Source organism: Ruegeria sp. CJ3 (assembly GCF_056536725.1).
Window position 1 is genome coordinate 31513 of sequence record NZ_JBQFQE010000010.1, and the last position, 18552, is coordinate 50064.

16 protein-coding genes are annotated in these 18552 nt (G+C 51.0%); 5 read left to right on the forward strand and 11 right to left on the reverse strand.

Going from position 1 to position 18552, the window contains the following annotated elements:
* The first annotated feature begins 391 nt into the window (after window positions 1–391).
* The 4 genes from mobC to ACR0J1_RS16255 are packed head-to-tail and all read left to right on the forward strand — an operon-like array spanning window position 392 to window position 5239.
* Window positions 392–814: a plasmid mobilization relaxosome protein MobC gene (gene mobC / locus ACR0J1_RS16240; protein ID WP_480733624.1), complete on the forward strand. Its 423-nt coding sequence runs from the start codon at window positions 392–394 to the stop codon at window positions 812–814.
* The gene (locus ACR0J1_RS16245) at window positions 811–1473 is read left to right on the forward strand and encodes a relaxase/mobilization nuclease domain-containing protein (RefSeq protein WP_480733623.1); all 663 of its coding nucleotides are present in this window, start codon (window positions 811–813) and stop codon (window positions 1471–1473) included. Before mobC ends, ACR0J1_RS16245 begins: the two co-directional genes overlap by 4 nt.
* Window positions 1470–4271, forward strand: a complete 2802-nt coding sequence (locus ACR0J1_RS16250) for a relaxase/mobilization nuclease domain-containing protein (protein ID WP_480733622.1) — start codon at window positions 1470–1472, stop codon at window positions 4269–4271. Before ACR0J1_RS16245 ends, ACR0J1_RS16250 begins: the two co-directional genes overlap by 4 nt.
* Window positions 4268–5239, forward strand: a complete 972-nt coding sequence (locus tag ACR0J1_RS16255) for an ATPase, T2SS/T4P/T4SS family (RefSeq protein ID WP_480733621.1) — start codon at window positions 4268–4270, stop codon at window positions 5237–5239. Before ACR0J1_RS16250 ends, ACR0J1_RS16255 begins: the two co-directional genes overlap by 4 nt.
* Before the next feature lie 630 nt (window positions 5240–5869).
* Here the strand turns inward: ACR0J1_RS16255 and ACR0J1_RS16260 are convergent.
* From ACR0J1_RS16260 to ACR0J1_RS16295, 8 genes are all read right to left on the reverse strand, one after another.
* Window positions 5870–6616 (reverse strand): class I SAM-dependent methyltransferase, encoded by a 747-nt coding sequence (locus ACR0J1_RS16260; RefSeq protein WP_480733620.1) that lies wholly within the window; start codon window positions 6614–6616, stop codon window positions 5870–5872.
* 53 nt (window positions 6617–6669) lie between these two features.
* Entirely contained in the window at window positions 6670–7839 is a 1170-nt protein-coding gene (locus ACR0J1_RS16265) for a pyridoxal phosphate-dependent aminotransferase (RefSeq protein ID WP_480733619.1), read from the reverse strand.
* On the reverse strand, window positions 7790–8875 hold the full coding sequence (locus tag ACR0J1_RS16270) for a pyridoxal-phosphate dependent enzyme (protein WP_480733618.1): 1086 nt from the start codon (window positions 8873–8875) through the stop codon (window positions 7790–7792). The genes ACR0J1_RS16265 and ACR0J1_RS16270 overlap by 50 nt, the downstream gene beginning before the upstream one ends.
* Before the next feature lie 29 nt (window positions 8876–8904).
* Window positions 8905–9330, reverse strand: coding sequence for an SET domain-containing protein (locus ACR0J1_RS16275; RefSeq protein WP_480733617.1), 426 nt, complete (start codon window positions 9328–9330; stop codon window positions 8905–8907).
* Window position 9331: 1 nt separating this feature from the next.
* Window positions 9332–10333 (reverse strand): hypothetical protein, encoded by a 1002-nt coding sequence (locus ACR0J1_RS16280; RefSeq protein WP_480733616.1) that lies wholly within the window; start codon window positions 10331–10333, stop codon window positions 9332–9334.
* 28 nt (window positions 10334–10361) lie between these two features.
* Entirely contained in the window at window positions 10362–11669 is a 1308-nt protein-coding gene (locus ACR0J1_RS16285) for a type III PLP-dependent enzyme domain-containing protein (protein ID WP_480733686.1), read from the reverse strand.
* Between the two features lie 14 nt (window positions 11670–11683).
* Window positions 11684–12934, reverse strand: a complete 1251-nt coding sequence (gene ectB / locus ACR0J1_RS16290) for a diaminobutyrate--2-oxoglutarate transaminase (protein ID WP_480733615.1) — start codon at window positions 12932–12934, stop codon at window positions 11684–11686.
* A 129-nt stretch (window positions 12935–13063) separates the two neighbouring features.
* A complete protein-coding gene (locus ACR0J1_RS16295) occupies window positions 13064–13948 on the reverse strand; it encodes a DMT family transporter (protein ID WP_480733614.1) in 885 nt (294 codons plus the stop codon).
* A gap of 93 nt (window positions 13949–14041) precedes the next feature.
* On the opposite strand from ACR0J1_RS16295, the gene ACR0J1_RS16300 reads away from it, so the two are divergent.
* Window positions 14042–14911: a LysR substrate-binding domain-containing protein gene (locus ACR0J1_RS16300; RefSeq protein WP_480733613.1), complete on the forward strand. Its 870-nt coding sequence runs from the start codon at window positions 14042–14044 to the stop codon at window positions 14909–14911.
* A 1276-nt stretch (window positions 14912–16187) separates the two neighbouring features.
* On the opposite strand, the gene ACR0J1_RS16305 is transcribed toward ACR0J1_RS16300, so the two are convergent.
* The 3 genes from ACR0J1_RS16305 to ACR0J1_RS16315 are packed head-to-tail and all read right to left on the reverse strand — an operon-like array spanning window position 16188 to window position 18551.
* On the reverse strand, window positions 16188–16760 hold the full coding sequence (locus ACR0J1_RS16305) for a YqgE/AlgH family protein (protein WP_480733612.1): 573 nt from the start codon (window positions 16758–16760) through the stop codon (window positions 16188–16190).
* Window positions 16760–18073, reverse strand: coding sequence for an MFS transporter (locus tag ACR0J1_RS16310; protein ID WP_480734668.1), 1314 nt, complete (start codon window positions 18071–18073; stop codon window positions 16760–16762). Before ACR0J1_RS16310 ends, ACR0J1_RS16305 begins: the two co-directional genes overlap by 1 nt.
* Window positions 18036–18551, reverse strand: a complete 516-nt coding sequence (locus ACR0J1_RS16315; RefSeq protein ID WP_480733610.1) for a GNAT family N-acetyltransferase — start codon at window positions 18549–18551, stop codon at window positions 18036–18038. Before ACR0J1_RS16315 ends, ACR0J1_RS16310 begins: the two co-directional genes overlap by 38 nt.
* Between the last annotated feature and the right edge of the window lies 1 nt (window position 18552).

The window sequence follows — 18552 nt, forward strand, 5'->3', positions numbered from 1 at the left end:
TTGGTTCAGACATTTGCAACACGCCAACTGGTCAACGACATTCGGGCAAATGGCTTATGGCAGCGGGTCGGTGCGAGATGGCACATGTGTATGTTAACGAGCCAACTGGCGGCCGAGAAAAGGCGTTTGATGTGAGCCGGATGCCAAGCGGCTGGTGATGGACGGCAAGCGGTAAACGGTGGTGCCTCTCGCTACGGATCGGCTGCATCCTACGCATACTTTGCGGGATTTTGTAGTTTGTGCTATCGACAAATTAAGGACTTGCAGTCGGCTACTTATTCAACTTACAAATGAATCTACATACGCGCGGTCTGCCGGGGCCTCGCACGATTTCTGATCGTGGAGAACCGCCCCGATGCCGTCAGGCGTACCCAAATCTGTCACTACAACTATGCGTTTCGACGAGGACGAACTGGCGTTTCTAAAGGAACGTCGGAAGATCATGCAGCTTCGAAGCGTGACCGGGCTAGTACGTGTTTGTATTCGGATGGCCCTTGGTATTCCCAATCTTCAAGAGCAGCGGCTGCTTCAGCTCCAACAACATCTCATTCAAGTGCGCGGCATGGCTGGCAATCTCAACCAGATGGCCAAAGCGGCGAATGCCGGGAAATTCCGACTGAACAAACGCACCGAGGATCTGATGATCCAAATGGACGAAGAGATCCACGAACTGCGGGGATTGATTGAACACTACATCAAAGTGGCAAAGACCCGGTCTCTGACAGAGGCACTGGAACTGGAAAGAAAAGCCGAAGAAGCACGCGCTCATCGCACATCGCCAAAGGTTCGAGCCTTGTTGGAGCAAAAGAAATGAGCAGTTTTATCGACGCTTACGATCCGGCTTGCGATCAGCTTTTTGGGGTGTTGGACCAGGCCAAAGAACCTGAGCCGAACCTTGAACGGAAGCTTTCCGAAATCGAGCCAGCCTCATCAAAATTCCTTCATGAATATGGGTTGACCCTCTCTGTAATAGCCAGGGGAGGCGTCAGATCCGCTCGCGGTCTATTCGGGTTGCTGTTTAGATTTGTTGAGAGCGAAGCCAGAGAGTTCCTTTGCAGCGATACCTTTCAGACATATCGTGGCAAGGACGCGCTGCGTGAGCGTGCCCGTCTTTGGGCAACGAGCTGGAAGCACGCGCAAACGACTGCAACGAGATTTACCTATCACATTCACCTCAGATACCCGATTGATGCAGATCCTTTTGCTGCCAGTGTGGCCGCTCAGAACTTTGCACGCGAGTTGACTGGTGGTGGTTTCGGCGGGTGTTACGAATTTATTCTGGTGCATCACCACGATACCGGGCGGATGCACTCAGACCTGATTATCAATCGGGTACCGCGTTCAGGAAACCTCTTTCATATAAGCAGGTTTGCAACCAAACCCGATCATTTGCGACGTCTCTTTTTTGTAGCCTGCTGTGAATCGGGTGCGATAACGGACCCAGCTGGCCCTGATATTGGGACTGCACCATGACCAGTCTCATCGCCTCTTATGATCCCGCCTGGGATGCGCTTTTTGGAGAGTTCCAATTGGTGCCGAGCCTTAAACCCCGGCCCGGCGCGCAGCAGGGCACCGGCGGCCGGAAGTCGTCCAGGCCCACCAAAAGCCTGTCCGGTGGTCCAGCGGGCATCATTGCAAACTCACTGCTGACGCAAAAGGCTGTGGTGAAAGTCGTGCCGAGCGGTGGTGTGACTTCTGCGGGTCGGTTGGGCGGTCAGCTGGCCTATATTTCCCGGCAGGGCACAATCACTACGGAACGGGGCGAAACAGGCGAACTGCTGGATGGCATGGATGCGCTGAAAGCCATTCAAAAAGACTGGGCTCAGGACTGGCAACGGATGGATGCGCGCACCACCAGCTATACCTACCATGTTATTGTTTCATACCCGAAGGACACGGATCACTATGCGGCAGAAGCGGCCGCTGAAACCTTTGCACATCGCCTGACGGGTGGAGAGTATGGCGGGCAGTACAAATTCGCCATGGCCCACCATAGGGACACGAACTATCCGCATACACATCTGATCATCAACCGCGCAGCCCAGGACGGCAAGACGCTACATCTCGGGCGCTTTGGGATCACCATGCAGGAGCTGCGCGACCTGCAGGCGGAAACTGCCCGTGATGTCGGAATTGTTCTGAACCCAACCAGCCGCTTTAGCCGGAATCTTGCCCCGGAATATGAAAGCAGCGCCCGCATCCACGCGCGTCGCAACGGCCGGGACTTGCGCGAACGACCAGCCCCCGAGACACGCACCGGCTTTCCTTATCATGGTCGGGGCCGACGGACGCCGATTGCACCGGAACTACTTCAATCGCTCAAAGACCAGCGCAACGCAGAATATTTCGCCCTGGGCGATACCCTCCGGTCACATCAGGCCAGGGTCTCGCAGGGGATTTTCACAACAGCATACCCAGGGCGTGCCGAGACCCTTGGGACCTTTAGCAAAGCTGTACTCGGCGCAGCTGCAATCCTGTTGCCGGACGGGGTTCTTGAGAAAGAGGAAATCGACATGAATACGCAAGTCGCCAACCAGATGGACCCGGCCCGAGCCCCGGCCATTGATGGTGAGATGAAGGCCATTGGAACTGATGTCCGTGAGTTTATCACGAGGATGGACGCCAAGGCCGAGGCCATGGAAGACGAGGACAAACGCGGTCAGACAGAGGCCGCGATTTCGCGTGTCCTGCGGGACTATGAGCCGCTGATGGATGACGAGACCAGGATGTTCTTTGGCAAGCGGCTGGAGCGGGACGATGATATCGAGGTTGGCCGCGATGACGTTGATCCGACGCGCCAGCGCCGGGCAGTTGAACGGGATGCAACAGATCCAACGCGCACTCAGCCCATCGGGCAAGAGCGTGCAGGCTCACAGGGTAGGGCGCGAGCCGATGCAAACGATCCGCGCGCTGCTGCCACCAATGCTGTGCTGAAGGATGCCGACAGGAAGGTGGCCGGGCGGTTCGAAGCCATGGGTATCAATGGCGACCTGGTTCTTTCGCGCATCCGCAATGGCGCCGACGTGGACAAGCAGACCCGCGAAAACTGGTTTGATCGAGATGTTAAGACCTTGGCGAACGCGCATTCGCTCAGCGAGAACCAGGCGCGGATCGACATGAAGGCCGCGTATAAAGATGCTTCTGAGATCTACCGCGATGCACGCGCCGAAATCCGCTCGATCAATCATGCATTCTCCGAGGGTAGGGGAGAAGAGTACCTGAAAGGGCGGGTCAACGAGGCCATTGTCTCCGAGCTGGAACGTCAGGATCAGCGGAAACTGGATGATCCCAGCTACAAGAAAGAAAACCCGTTGGATGTCTCAAATCGCCTGCAGGAGAAGATCACAGGCCGCGCGCACGATCGCGGTGAGGGCGAAGCACGCTCGGGCCCGGCGCGGTCTGGCGAAAGAACCGATACCCGCGCCGCTGGATCAGCGCCGCGGCGTCCCGATCTGGACGTGGGTGTACGCGGTCAAATTATCGGGACCGGTGACGCGCTCTTTAAGGAAGACGAGAAAGACAGCATGTCGCCATACGTCGATCTGAAGGTGGAGGGTCGCGACAAGCCGTTCCGCGTCTGGGGTGTCGATCTGCCCGACCTGATGCAGCGTGACAACTTGTCAGTCGGTGACACGGCCACGCTTGCGCATGACGGCTACAAGAGGGTGACGGTCAGCAAGATAGATCCCGAGACCGGCGAAGAGAAAACCATTGAGGCAAACCGGCGCGCCTGGAAAGCATCTGACATCGAGCGTGCGCCGCGTGAGGAACAACGCGGGCTTGAACCACAGCAAGAGGCCGCACGTATCAAAAGGGATGCACCCCAAGACAGGCCGGAAGAAAAAGGCCAGCAGGACCGTACTGTCCGGCAGGAGGTCTCTGTTGAAACCGGCGTCACAGGTGTCATCGTCGATGCCAAAGAGGCTCTGGTGCGCCCCGACGATCCGAACAGCAAGTCGTTCTATGTCGATATGAAGGTCGAGGGCAAAGACGAGCCGGAACGGATCTGGGGCACCGCCCTGCAAGACCAGATGGCGCGGAACAACATTTCGATCGGTGACTCCGCCACGTTCGTCAAAGCAGGCAAAGAGGAAGTCACCCGGTCACGCCGGAACCCTGAGACCGACGAGCCAGAGCGCGTCAATGTCACCCGCACGGCTTGGGATGTGAAAAACCTCGATCGACAGATTGACCGTGATCCTGTGGTGCAAGAGCAACGGCGTCGGGAGCGAGAAGAACGCGCTAAAGGTGATCGGGGTATCAGCCGATGAGCCGCCATCTGGAAAGCACGTTGAATCGGGTGTTCGGGGAGCAGTTGCTCTCCGATCCCCTTTTGTCTGAAATCGTCCTGAATCCGGATGGCAAAATCTGGATCGAGCGCAGCGGTGAGCCCGCCATGCGCCTGCTGGACGAGCCCATGGGCGAGGATGATGCGGAGGCGCTTGCACATGACCTTGCGGGCAGTAATCCCATTTCTGAAAAAACACCGCTTGCCGGGTCGCAGTTTGAAATCGACGGGTCATTGTGGCGGGCGCAGGTCGCGGTCAAACCTGCCGTTGAGGCTGGCGTAGCGTTTGCTTTGCGTCGAGCGGTGGCAAAGCAACTTTCGCTCGATGATCTGATGCTGGGTTTGCCGAATCTGGACGCCAACATGGATGATCTGAAATCCGGCGTTGATCCTGCGGATGCGGCCGTGTTCGAGGCATACGAGAACAACGTTTTTGGGGATTTCCTGCGCGCGGCCGTAAAGGCCAAATGGAACATCCTTTTGTCGGGGGGTACATCCTCGGGCAAGACGACCTGGTTGCGCGCCTGTCTTGGCGAAGTCGATCCCTCAGAGCGGATCATGACCATTGAGGATGTGCTGGAGATCCGACCCAGCCAGCCCAATGCGGTGTCTTTGGTGGTGAACAAGAACGCATCAAGCAGCGACCTACTGAAAGCGTGCCTGCGATTCCGGCCGGAGCGGATCATCATGGGTGAGCTGCGCGGCGCGGAAGCCTATGACTTTCTGTCTGCCATCAACTCAGGTCATCCGGGCGGGATTTCCACGCTTCACGCGGCATCACCGGAAGCCGCACTATCGCGCCTGGCCCTGATGGTTCTTCAGGCGGATACCGGCCTGACCTATTCAGAGATCCTTGAATACTGCCGCTCGATGATTGACGTCATTATCCAGTTTCGGAAGACAGGTGATCAGAGGCGACCGGTTGCCGTCCGGGTATTGCGGCAGAAGTGATTACAACCCAACGAGCATAGGAAAAAAACATGGCATTGAATTGTGGATTTTGTGGAACCGAAATCAAAGGCGGCTATCGCGGTTGCTCAGCGTGCGGTGCCGTCCTGCGCCGACCGCCGCTGAGAAGACTGGTACTCAATCTATTCCTGTTGCTTATTGCGGTGGGCGTTTTAACCCAGATCGGAATTGCCGTGAGGAGCGCCATACTACCCTATTCGGAACTTCTCGCCAGCCTTGTTGGAATCTGTATCCTGACGCTGCTTCCATTAGCAGCTGTCTGGTTCCTGGTGAAGTATCACGTTCAACGCCGATGGTACAATGTGAGCGTTCGGCGCTGAACTTGATTGGCATTGCAGCAAGTCGGCCCAGCTATAACATTGATCCTGGCCCGTTTGCGTTTTTTTACAATGTGCATCCATGTCCAGAACCTTTTCTTATTCTCGGGTCTCAATCGTGGAGCAGACTCCGGGAACGCGTACGCGTACCCTCAATGGAACGCTTTGGTGCAAAATCGAGCAGTGGTATCCCGGTCTGAACCTCACGAAAAAACGTAAATGGCGACCTGATTGCCCCGCACTTTAAGGGACTCTCCGAAAAAGAAACAAAAACCCGCGGAAAATGAGAAGTTCACTAGTATATTGGTTTTCTGACAATAAAAATTTTCATGTAGTAGATGTCATCTCGCACTGTGACATCCATCCCAAGTGATTGAAACACTGACAACAGCTCATTTTCCGTGATCGCACGCATCAATACAGGTCCTTGGTTTATGCCGTTGACATGCCATGTTGCTTTGTATACCTCGTCGTCGATCCATTCCCAAGTTTGATAGTAGTTCATTTCAGGCGACCAGTTCTGGGGGCTGCCGGTTGGCTTTAAGGGTTTTAACTCGTCATAGTGCCTCATGCTAAAGAAGAGATGACCGCCAGCTCGAAGGCACTCTGCCATGTTTTTGACAGCGAAATGTAGATCGGCATTTGTCAATAGATGTGCCAACGAGTTCTCAAAACAAATTACAGTGTCGTACTTTTGCTGGTTTAATGCGCGCGGCAACTCGTTCCACGAGCATGGGAAATTTGGAATCGCCAACCCTTTTGAATTCGCTTCTTTAGAAAGTACTTCGAGAGCAGATTCCGAAACATCTGTAGCAGTAACCTCGTAACCCATTTCGGCAAGAAGGAGCGCCTGTGTTCCTATTCCAGCGGCACAATCAAGAATGGATGTAGCCCTAGGCGCGTACTCGTCAAAAACCTGAGTCAGCATGTACCTAGACGTTTCAAGCCAGCCGTTCCAATCGTCGTCGATCAATTTGTAGTACGCGGCCATGGCATCGTAGAATTGCGAAGCTGGCAGAGAGTGCTCTTTGTTTTTGTTCATTTTTGGGATCTCCTTATGGTCAATTGCAGCGCGGGGATCAGCACTGATGTTTGCTATTCCGAATTACGAGCAATTCTAGATGCAGCCTCGGCGACAACAGTCTTGTAGGACCCGAAAGTTATTCGGAAGAAATTTGGCGAAGGAGGATAAAATTCTTCGCCTCCTAGTACGTCGATGCCGTAGGATTCCTTCATAAATTCGCGGGCAGAGTTATGCGCCGGGTCTACGCCACACCACAAGAATATACCGCCGTCCGGCATCTGCGGGTTTAAAGCCGGATTGGCGTCCATCGCCGGGTAGATCAGACTCAAGCCATCGTTGACGCGCCTGCGAATATCAGGCATTCGACACATCTGATGAGCGCATCCGAAAAGCATGAGTTGCGAGAACGTCGATGTCATCAGTATCGGGCCACCGTAAAAGCGATTTATTTCCGCGCTCAACCGGGGATGACAGATCATGAAAGATGCCGTTACGCCTGCTGCGTTTAAACACTTGCCGTAGCCGGAAAAGGTGATGGAATTGGCGGCGGTGTATTCGCTTGCTGAATAAACTGGTGTATATTGTTGGTCTTCTAAGAACCCCGAATACACATCATCGGAAAGTAGCAATGCACCCGACTGTTCACACAAGGACGCAATCTGATTGACATCAAGTCGGGATAAGGCTTTTCCGGTAGGGGAATGTGGGTTTACCAAAAAGAGACAGCATCTTTTGGCCTCAAGTTCGCCGCGCAATTGTTCCAACCAACTTGAACCGAAATCCAAGTAAGTGCAGCTTCCGCCATGAGATTGAATGCTAGCCAAAAGAGGGCGGTAGACGGGTGCGCCGAGAAAGATGAAATGATCTATCCATTTCGAAGCGAGAAACCCGGTAACCAAGGCGCATGCCAAGCTTATCGAAGGAATGAAATGTATTTGGTTTGCGTCTACACGTCTACCTCCCCTCTGCGATTCCAAACGAGCTATTTTTTCCTTGACCTCATAGAAGCCTTCTGTGGGCCCATATGCAGATCTTTTCTCGGAAACTGCATCGTTGACGTACCTGAAAATAGCATCATCTGGCTCGAAGTCGTGTTCTCCGCTTGCCATAGGAAGAATGTGAGGATCGGATGAGCACCACTTCAATTCCTGCGTTCGCCGGTTCCAAGACAATTGGTCTAAATATGTCTCACTAGTCTGCAGAGGATGCTGCAACTGAGGCACCTCGGGAGATAGGGTCATGACCCAGTGCATCCTTGTAGGATTGACGATGCCAATCCATGTAGACCCATTCCGAAGTCACGTCCTGTGGGCGCTCGATTTCTATTGGAGCCAAGCTAGCCGATTGTATTTCTTGAGAATACTCAGCCAGCCAATCGACATTGAAGACCGTATCTGCGTATCTAAACCCGTGATCCGGAGTGATGCACAGTACTCTGGCCTTTGGGGTTATCGACTTGATGTGAGATCCAACAAGATAGGTTGCTCCACCAGTAGGACCGATTAAAACACCCGCTTCGCGGTGCAACCGGTGCACGGCTTGCACCATATTTGACATCGGCACCCAGTGGACTTGATCGACAAGACTATGTCGTAAGTTTGAAGCGACAACGTCAGCCCCCATGCCCAGAACGGCGTTGTAGGCATCTGTGCAAAGACGGTTCACTTGGCCGGTAGTTGGACCGAAGAGAATAGAAGAATTGTGGTCTACAGCTACTATTTTAGCGTCTGTGTTCTTTTGCCGAAGCGCCGACCCAAGACCAGAAATTGACCCACCCGTACCGACGGAACATACAAGAACGTCAATCGGTCCGGAGGCGTCGAAGATTGTGTCGGCGACTTCCCCGCTGTAGGATAATGGATTGTCAGGATTTGTATGTTGCTGAGGCCAGAAGCTGTCGGGATTTTTGTCTAGAAGATCGAGCAGAACCTTCTTGCGATCAGCTTGAATACCACCCTCCTCCCCAGTTGGCTTTTCGAGAATCTGAATAGCAACGTCGAGGTTTTCTAACCTCCAACGAACAGACGGACTAAGTGGCCCGGTTACCAGGCTGAGATTGACGTCGAAGTGTTTGCACACGATAGCTAGAGCTAATCCAAAGGTCCCAGAACTGCTTTCGATTACGAGGCCGTTGGGTTTGAGCGCTCCCGTTTCGAGGGCTTTGCGAACCAAGGCATAGGCGGGAACGAGCTTCATGATGTCAAATTGGCACAACACCAAGCCGGGAGAAAACTCAATAACCGATGGGCGCATGAGTGAATCAAGTGCAGTCTTCATTTTAATGTCCCATCGAAACGTGTCGGGGTTTAGGAAAATTCGTATTCGTCAATGTTGTGGTAAGAAATAAAGAGCTCTTCGCCAGCGTAGATCTCCCTAGAGCTGAAAAGTTCAACATAAGCGTCTACCTTTCCGATTTTACACCACCGCAATTCCGAGTTTGGATTCGCATCGTGGTTGATGATTGAGATCGGGCCTATCGCGGCGTGTATCGGAGAGTTTTTTGTGCCACATTTGTAGGATCCCCTGTCTACAAAATAGAGATGGTATGCGGAGGTTTGTCTGATCAGCGACGCATCTTTGCCTGAGAACGTCCGAACTGGGTCGCGCAGGATGGAAACACCTCTGTCGATGTTAGTGCTGGCGCGTACACCTAAACCCATATCAGGCGTTTCAAAATAGCTGACTAAGTCGTTAACTTTCCACAGATCTCGTAGCTTGAGCAATTCCCCCATCTCAGTTAACCGGAACCAGTTTGAGGTCTTCTCTTTCCCCGAGAAACTTCTCAGATTCAAAGACGTGCTCGGGATCGGCCGAGCTAAGTAGAATGCGGGCCACCGGTAAATCCGACGCCGCGATTCCGGTATTGTAGCCTATGATGATTTCCTCCTGGGATTTCCGGCCGGACCCACCGTCGCTAATGTAATTGGCAAGCTCGCCGCGAATATCAAAACTTATGCCCTCCGCTGCGCTTGCGTCCTTGAACATTCCCATTTGCGGAATGTTCGTTGTGACTATGGGGAAGTTGGCGGCATAAACACTTTTGCTAATGCCGCCACCCGCGGCTATCACCGACGAGCCAGGCTTTAGCCAGTCAGCCTGTAGAGGCTCCGGCCCATGGCCCGCGCACCCGAAAACGAATTCAGACGCCCGCACGGCGTCCTCGAAGCCACTTTCTGTATCCACAATCTCAAAGCTGGTGGCGGGAAATAATCGAGATAGATCATCGAGAAAGGCTTGCAATTCCGTTCTTTTTCGCTGGCTAATAATATAGAGTTTCTTGATTGTTGTTTGGTCCAGGAGAAGGGACACAATGGTCGATTCTGCAACGGCACCAGATCCGATCACAGTTGATGTCATGGGGTCTTTGGGTTGGGTAGCCGAAGCCAACAGTGTATTGATGATCCCAGTGCGAATTGCGGTGACTGCCCCACAGTCCATGAAAGTGACAAAGTCATCTTCGGTTCGATCTACGATCAACAACGAGGATAAACTACCTGTGTAGTGTTCCCCGCCTAGCTCGATGAATGACTTTGAAGCAGAAACATAAGGTGCAAGCTCGGCGGCCAGCATGCTTATGGTGACATCGCCTTTGTCACTCGACGTGGCTATTTTCGCAGGATTGTCCATCCTACCGTCAGCAACCATGATCATGGTTTCTCTTATCGCACCAATAGATTTCTTGTAGGTATCGAGCGTGACGTTCAAAGCTTCGCAACCGACAAATTTTACCTTCATGTCAAAACCTTTCTTTTTCAACAGCGTGTTAGGATTCTTCAATTTGATTGTTTCGAATGACTACTCTTGGAGGAGAGGCTTGTTGGTGTAGGTTGGACTCGATGAAATCCATTTCATAAGCGGCCGTATTGGCATACAGAAGGAGATCACCGTGCTTAGGGGTTTGGGGGAATTCAATGCGCCGCCACGAAAAGGCGTCTGTTTGACTGCACGTGGAACCCATAACGTGCGCGCGTAGGACAACTTCGTCGCTATCTGACGTTTGGGGGATAAGGTAGGGATCAACTAGAAAATCCATGCCGAACCATCGGCTACAGAAGCTCAAGCTATTTCCGTCAACCACAACAATGGGCTCACGGTCACTGCACTGCTTCACGCCGTTTACCTGAAAGACACTTACTCCTGCCTGATCTAATAATGAACGACCCGGTTCAGCGATGACGCGGATGCCATTCGTCCTCAAGGTGTCGCAAAGACTGCTGGGCTGACCATCACCACGTTCAAGGATTTTAGACAGAAACAAGTGACCGGGGCACCGTGTCCAATGCTCATAGTATTCCGAAGCTACGCGCCGTTCATGATAAAGCCCCGCTTTTTCTTGGTCAGAGAGGTTCTTGAAATCAGACCATGTTGCCTCGGGCAAATAGGAACATGGAAAACCACCACCGATATCAATGGTGTCCATGTGTGAGTGCTCTGAGCGCCAGCGTTTGATGTACCCTAGGCAGTTCAAAATCATCTTTGTTCGACTGGAACTGTCGGGCGAGAAGAGATGGAAATGAAAGCCTCTCAGTCGCAAAGGCCCATTAAGACATGCGTTGACTGCGGAAGGGACATCCTTCTCAACAAACCCAAATCTAGATCTGGCATTTTTAGGCCCGCTAAGTCTGATAAGCACGTCAAGAGAGGTGCAATCGACGCTCTTCAAGACCTCCTTAATGAAGGAAATCTCGGAAGGAGAATCGAGAGAGATCGTGGCCATACAACTAGCTGCTTTTTTCACCAGCGGTTTAGATTTGTACGCTCCGCTAACCAAAATTCTCGACCCGGAAATTCCAGCCTCTAGAGCTATGTCCAGTTCCTCTAGGCTTGAAACGTCAGCACCTATGCCTGCTTTTGCACATTCGCGCACAAAGATGGGCGCTTTGTTCACTTTCAAAGCATAGCATAGGAGAGATTTACTACCGGCATTGCATAACGCCTCTTTGTGCCTCTTGATGTTTCCGGCGAATGTGTCAGGAAACAAAATGTGAAAGCTCCTACCGAGACGGCTTGAGACAGAACGCAACAAGTCACTTCCAGGTTGCGATAACAAAAAAGCCGCCTCTGAGTTCATCAGTGGCCGAAACTTCAATGGACTGCCTCCAAGGCTTCGCCCAAGACGGTTTCAACAATTGAAATACCGTCCGCCATTTGTTGGGCGCTAATCGTCAGCGGTGGAAGGATTTTTATAACATCGTCTTTCGGCCCACATAGCTCCAGTAAAAGACCGTCTTGAAAGCAATTATGTTGCATTTTTTTCGCGAAACCGGGATTGCCGGTTTTGAGACCCTGGATAAGCCCTTTCCCAACTACAGACATATTAAACCGAGTTGCGATCTTTTCCAGATGACCCTTCAGGAGCAAAGACTTGTTTTCAATTGCAGTTGAAAAATCGGCTGTACGCCAAAACTCATCTATCGCGGCTCTTGCGGTTATAAATGCATGTGAGTTCCCTCGAAATGTTCCATTGTGTTCGCCCGGTTTAAGAACATCGAACTCGGGTCGTACTAGAACCATCGACAAAGGTAGGCCGAACCCGGAGAGGGACTTTGAAAGCGTAACAATGTCTGGCTTTAGGCCCGCTTCCTCGAAAGAGAAAAAATTTCCGGTTCGCCCGCACCCCACCTGAATATCATCGACTATCAGGAGGGCCCCTATGTCTACTGACAGTTCGGCAATAGACCTTAACCATTCCAGAGATGCGCAGTTAATACCACCTTCTGCTTGCACTGTTTCAAGAACTATCGCTGCGGGTAGATCGACGCCCGACGAAGGGTCGTTGAGGAGTTTTCGAAGCGCAAAAGCAGTGTCAATGTCTTGGCCCAGATAACCGTCGAACGGCATTCGCGTAACACTGGCGTTCAACCCGGCCCAGCTTCCTCTATGGTGACTACTTCCTGTTAAGGATAGCGCACCCGCTGTGCAGCCGTGGAACGCGTTGGTAAATGCAATGATGTTTGGTCTTTGTGTTACGTTGCGCGCGATTCTCAATGCAGCTTCAACTGCGCTCGCTCCGGTTGGTCCTGGAAACATCATCTTGTAGTTGAGGTTCCGGGGTTTGAGTATGTGTTCGTGGAATGCATCCATGAAGTCTCGTCTTGCAACGGTGGCCATATCAAGCGACATCGCAACGCCGTCGTTTTGTATGTATTCTATCAGCTTCGATTTTAAGAAGTTTGGGTTGTGGCCGTAATTTAAAGCGCCACATCCGCTTAGAAAGTCGAAGTACTGTCTTCCGTCTTTACACTTCAAAAACGGGCCGCAGGCCGTGTCGAATATTTCCGGAAACACTCTGGAATAATATCTGACTTCAGATTCTGACGCCAATGAGTCGCTCATATTATCACCTAATTATGATTGGTCAGTCATTTCCTTATTGTTAGTAACCAGGACACTCAAAATACAACGTGAAGTTGATTTTTTATTTAGAAAATTACAAAGTAAGTTTACATTTTAATGTTTTCATATTTAGCGTGCTCTAGCGGGCTGTATGGTGGTCTTTTGGCTTAGTGATACACCGCCGGCCAATATCAAAATTCCGCCCACTAAAGTTGCTAACCCCGGCTCCTCTCCAAAGAATACAGCCCCAATCAACACTGCAAAAACAATCCAGGAATAATCTACCGGCCCAACCACTGACAGAGGGGCGGAGCGATATCCTATTATCGTCGTATACTGAGCGATGATCGCGACTGGGCCGAGAAATATGCAAAATAGAAGCTGATAAATCGTTATGGGTTGCCAGCTCAGGAAAGATGGGATGCACATTAGCGCAATTCCGAAGAAGCAAACATAGAGCATGACGCTTAGCGCTTTTTCTGCCTGACCCAAAATCCGGATTAACAATCCTTCGACAGCAAAGAGTAATGCGCTTCCGAAAGCAGCTATAGACGGCCAAAAGGGGAGGGTACTTTGGAAAGCTCCTCTTTGCAGAACGATTAGAAGAGCGCCAGCCAAAGAGAGAATTATGGCGAGCCAAATGCGTGGGCCAACATGCTCTTGCAGAAAGAGCGCGCCTAGAATAACGACCAGCACACCGTACAACATCCCGAACGCAGTTGCGTCGGCTATATCCATATGAGCGGAGGACCAAGTTATGGCAACGGCTGCAGCAGAACCCGACAATGCTCGCAAAAAGTGGGTGAATACTTGGTCACTTTTGTATGTAGAGAGACCGCCATTAAGGTGAGCAACTAGTGCGACAGTTGCGAATGCACCAATGTATCGTAGAAAGGTAATTTGGAAAGTGCCGATCATGCCGTCAGCGAACTTTGCCGCCGCGTAAATCAGTGACCAAAGGAAAGTGCTCAATAGCACCCAAAGTATCGCAGGAAGATAGTTGATCTTACTCAATTTAGTTGGCCCTGATAAACTGGTTAGGGCAAGAAAGCCATTATAAAATGCCATAAGCAAACGAGTTTTTTTGACTTTGAATGAGGAAAATTGATGCCCGACATTGGACGTATCTCATTGAATGCGGTCAGAGTGTTTCTAACTGCCGCGAGACATAGAAGCATCAAACTGGCAGCGGCTGAGCTTGGTGTCACAGCTGGGGCTGTAAGCCATCAGGTCAAAGGACTTGAAGCGGCGATGGGTGTTCAACTTGTGATCAGAAAAAACAACGCTATCGATTTGACCGATGTTGGCGACAGGCTTGTGAGTCACGCTGCGCCCGAGCTTCACAAACTAGAACAAGCCGTGAAATCTGCGTTGCCCGGTCACTCTGAAATTATGGTTCAAGCTCCGGTTACTTTCGCGACGAGATGGTTGATTCCAAGGCTTCAGGACTTCCGAAGAGTCCAGCCCGATATGCGGATAAGTGTCGAAACAACTACTAGCATAGGATTGAATTTTTCCGACCGCTGCGACGTCTGTATCGCTTATCATTCGATTACCGCCATGCCCAAACACGCCGACGTATTATTGTTGGATGCGTGCCGACCATATTTGTCTCCTAATATGTTGAAGGGGTTAGGTGCCGATTGCTCGGTGGAGAGTGTGCCAGCAATTCAAAGTTCCAGCGGAAATTGGGATTGGCATCTTTGGTTGCAGCAAAGCTATTCCGAAGAGATGGAGCTAAACTTTGTGGGCCAGTTTGATTTAGACGACGCAGCGCTGCGCGCTGCTTCGGCCGGTATTGGGATGGTCTTAGCACCAGAGTTTATGGTCAGAGATGACGTAAAGCTTGGTGCTTTGGTGGCTTTGCCCTCCTCGAAAGAAGTCCAACTGGGTATCTACTCGATCCACCGAAACGGTCCTCCACGTCGGGAGGTAGAGCTATTCTGCAAATGGTTAACAGAAGCGGTGAAAGTCTAGTGTCCATGCTTTGGAGAGTTTTGTTGCCTAATCATCCAGTGGAATTTATTGTGCGAATCCAGCGCGATATCTGGCAGGCATGAGCACATGGTTCCTAAAAGGTACAAGACCACGACTTCTCAGTTAGGAGTTAAAGCATTTCGGGGCCCTTTCGATCTGCTTCGATCCGGAGATGATTTGGACACTCCAACCATGCGGGCCGGGCGATTTGGCAAAGAACTTGACTGGAATAGCTCCGTTACCGAAGTTATGACGCTAGCATTTCCAAGGGCCACGGGCGAATTGCAGGCATCTCTCGTCGCAAGATGTGGCGGGTAGACTTCGGAGGAAAGAGTTGGCCCGATAAGCCTCGGGCAACGACTTCTTGCGGGTTTATTGGACCGCCATCTTGCCATGCCTCAAGGCGTACATCTGTATAATAGTTAACTAATAGACATGGAACTCGAGCAAAGCGCGCTTGCAACGCTGAAGCCAGACGATGGTGGCCGTCCATAACTACTCTGGTAGAGCTTTCCACCAGGATAGGTACGGTCCATTCGCCAGCGATCCTGATCATCTCTGATACGACTCGCAGTCGATCAGAAGAATATTCTTCCGTGGGCAAAAGTGTATCCGGATTAAGAAGAGCGAGCCTCATAAGTCTAGATCCTCCATGAAAATCTGCTCCTTAGATATAACCTGCAAATGACGTTAGACACCGTTGGAATTCAAAGGGTCGATATTAAAAATTATTTGAAACTATTTGGCAAAGCCAGCAATAGAGCCTCAAGTACAAATTAGTATCGAACAGCAATCAAATGAATAAGAAGAGTTTCATCCTGCCTACATATCAGTGTCTACCTGTATTTGGAATATTTTCTATTTGCTTAATTGCCATCCCGATCTAAGTTTTTCTTCTAAGGATAATTCGGAATTTATTAGTCTTGGCAGAAAGGTCACGATGACAGGGCAAACATCGTGACCTGAGCCCCAGGTTTCCTCCACCTTGCGGAGAGTCCTTGAGTTTGAGTGCTCTGCTACCCAACCTTCTGCCACCTGGGCATAGAGTTTTCCGCAACGAGTCCCTCGCTGCTTTCATCGCTTCCGCTCCTTCTCCCAGCCAGGGACTCGTTGCGGAAAACTCTAATCAAAAATGGCCGGAAAATCGGGGTTCAGAGCAGGCGAATGCGCCGAGCATCCGGCAAGATTAGCGGAAGCCAGTAGTAGCCTCCAAAAGCCGCCAAATGACGCCCTTTGTTTGATCTAGTAATACAGTCGCGAAAAATGACACGAGTCCTCAATGGTGAGTTTTCCGCTTTGGGTCGATATGAACGGCTTTTCCCATTTGCCAACTATCGGGAGCAATGTCAGCCTTATTGCATATCGCGCTCATCCGTTGCGATGTAGGGGTCGCGAAGAGTATTTCAGCATCAAACGGCAGAGTTAACCAAGCATCGCTTTGGAGTTCCTGTTCAAGTTGACCTGGAGCCCAGCTGGCGCATCCCGCAAAGAACAGACAGTTCTTCGGGCCAGTTCCTGCTGCAACGGCCTCTAAAATATCACCTGACAGCGTTAGCTGGGTGTCGTCGGTAACACGAACACTGTGGTTCCAGCATTGCGACCCCGCTTTATGAAGAACGTAACCAGATTGCGGCTCGGTAGGGCCGCCATCTAGCACCGTTTGCGTTGCAAGAGTTGAATCGCCGAAATTAACATTCCCAAAAACCTCGGAAAGCGTCCGTACGGTGCTACGATTGACGACAAGACCGACTGAGCCTTCGGAGGAGTGATCTACAATTAGTATTAGTGTGCCGCCAAGTGGGCAATGACGAATGCTGGGGAGTGCAAGAAGATATTTTCCGAGTAGCATTATGAGTTCTCCTGCGTTATCGGTTCTGCTTGGAAACGTCCCGCTGGAGAAAGAGCCAACAATATTGCCGAGACCGTTATCCCAAAAGCGGCAAACCAAGTGGTGAACTCCACACCCGCGTTTTCGCCAAGCCATCCTCCGACCAACGCACCAAACGGTAGTGCCATACTATGAAACACTGAAGAACTGGAGGTGACACGGCCCATTAATTCAGTTGGCGTAACAATCTGCATAATACTGATGCTAGCACCATTGAATATGCCTTGACCCAAGCCGAAACAAAAACTCGCTAACATCAAAATAGAGGATATCCAAACATCAGTATAGCTAGACACCGCGACCAAGGCGGCCCAAGCAGCCGTACAGCATATACCGTACACTGCGGTCATCCCTAATCCCAACCGTGAGCTTACAGTTTTCAACGTCATTCCGGCAAGCAATACGCCAATCCCGCCTGGAAAAAGAACGATACCGATATCGAGCGGCTTTATTCCGAGCGTATTTGACAAATAAAAAATATAAACAGCCATCATTGCCGCGTAGAAGAAATTCCAAATAGCAGCCGAGAAAAGTATATACCGACGAATTGGATGCCTCAGTACCTCCATGATACCCTGATGGATTTCGAGAAATACAGATGTATGTTCTATCTTCGGCTGTTTGCGTTGTTTTGACCGCAATCCCCAAAGCGCAAAAATAGAAACCAAATAACTTGCTGCACCCACAAGCACGGCACCCGCAGCTGAAAGTAGTTGTACGAGGAACCCGGACAACGGAACGCCGCCAACTTCTGCGAAGGCGCGTGAAATCCCGAATTTGCCATTTGCATCTACAAGATGCTCTCGCGCGACAGTCTGCTGAACAAAAGGCGTTAGAGCCATCGCATGGAAAGATTTTGCGGCTCCAAATAATGCAACTAAGGCAATGAGTAAGTGCAATGACAAAAAGTCAAATGCGGAGAAGATGGTTGTCGTAACCAGAATCGTCGTGCACAAAATTCCGGTCAAGATCAGCACCTTCCAAGCACCGATACGGTCTATTGCTACGCCGACAAACAGACCGAGCGCTACCATCGGGAGGAATTCAGCAGCAATCAGCACACCCATGCTGCTAGGCGTAGCATTGAGTTGAAGAACAGCTAAAAGCGGAATTGCAATAATAGTAATCTCGCTGCCAAGCAGCGCAGTTGATTGTGATAGCCACAGGAGGTGAAACCAATTACCAGGTCTTATTGAGTCCACAGATTCAATGTCTGAACTGTTGCGAAAGATACGACTACACACTTGATCGCCCGTTTTCGATTGACGCTGCAAAAATGATGTCGCCCATCGTCGTGTTGTCGATCGGCAAAAAGTTTAGTTTCCGCATCAATGCAATTGACGCCTGATTGTTAATATCCACAGTGGACCGCAACTCTTGAATGCCATGATCCAGCTTGAGCCGATCAATCATCATTTCGACCGAACGCTTCCCTATACCCATGCACCAGAATTTTTTAAACACAACATATGCGATCTGCGCCTGGTGGGAATCCTTGTAAATCGTTGCTTGGACGTATCCGAGATATTGTTTCATCGTCGGGGCAAAGATCATCCAATTTAGCCAAAGTTGGTGCCCGTCTGGTGAACACCCTAGGGCGCGTCGCTGATATATTTTGCGCAACTCCAATAAACTATCTGGTGGAGTATCGTCGATATAAGTATATAGTTCCGGGTCGTTTAACCCGGCAAACATAACTTCCGCATGGCTTATCTTGAGAGGTTCCAGAATTAGTGGGGGAAATTCTGTCATT

Coding starts and splice junctions, on each gene's coding strand:
- mobC (WP_480733624.1), top strand. CDS start 392: ATGCGTTTCGACGAGGACGAACTGGCGTTTCTAAAGGAACGTCGGAAG.
- ACR0J1_RS16245 (WP_480733623.1), top strand. CDS start 811: ATGAGCAGTTTTATCGACGCTTACGATCCGGCTTGCGATCAGCTTTTT.
- ACR0J1_RS16250 (WP_480733622.1), top strand. CDS start 1,470: ATGACCAGTCTCATCGCCTCTTATGATCCCGCCTGGGATGCGCTTTTT.
- ACR0J1_RS16255 (WP_480733621.1), top strand. CDS start 4,268: ATGAGCCGCCATCTGGAAAGCACGTTGAATCGGGTGTTCGGGGAGCAG.
- ACR0J1_RS16260 (WP_480733620.1), bottom strand. CDS start 6,616: ATGAACAAAAACAAAGAGCACTCTCTGCCAGCTTCGCAATTCTACGAT.
- ACR0J1_RS16265 (WP_480733619.1), bottom strand. CDS start 7,839: ATGACCCTATCTCCCGAGGTGCCTCAGTTGCAGCATCCTCTGCAGACT.
- ACR0J1_RS16270 (WP_480733618.1), bottom strand. CDS start 8,875: ATGAAGACTGCACTTGATTCACTCATGCGCCCATCGGTTATTGAGTTT.
- ACR0J1_RS16275 (WP_480733617.1), bottom strand. CDS start 9,330: ATGGGGGAATTGCTCAAGCTACGAGATCTGTGGAAAGTTAACGACTTA.
- ACR0J1_RS16280 (WP_480733616.1), bottom strand. CDS start 10,333: ATGAAGGTAAAATTTGTCGGTTGCGAAGCTTTGAACGTCACGCTCGAT.
- ACR0J1_RS16285 (WP_480733686.1), bottom strand. CDS start 11,669: ATGAACTCAGAGGCGGCTTTTTTGTTATCGCAACCTGGAAGTGACTTG.
- ectB (WP_480733615.1), bottom strand. CDS start 12,934: ATGAGCGACTCATTGGCGTCAGAATCTGAAGTCAGATATTATTCCAGA.
- ACR0J1_RS16300 (WP_480733613.1), top strand. CDS start 14,042: ATGCCCGACATTGGACGTATCTCATTGAATGCGGTCAGAGTGTTTCTA.
- ACR0J1_RS16305 (WP_480733612.1), bottom strand. CDS start 16,760: ATGCTACTCGGAAAATATCTTCTTGCACTCCCCAGCATTCGTCATTGC.
- ACR0J1_RS16315 (WP_480733610.1), bottom strand. CDS start 18,551: ATGACAGAATTTCCCCCACTAATTCTGGAACCTCTCAAGATAAGCCAT.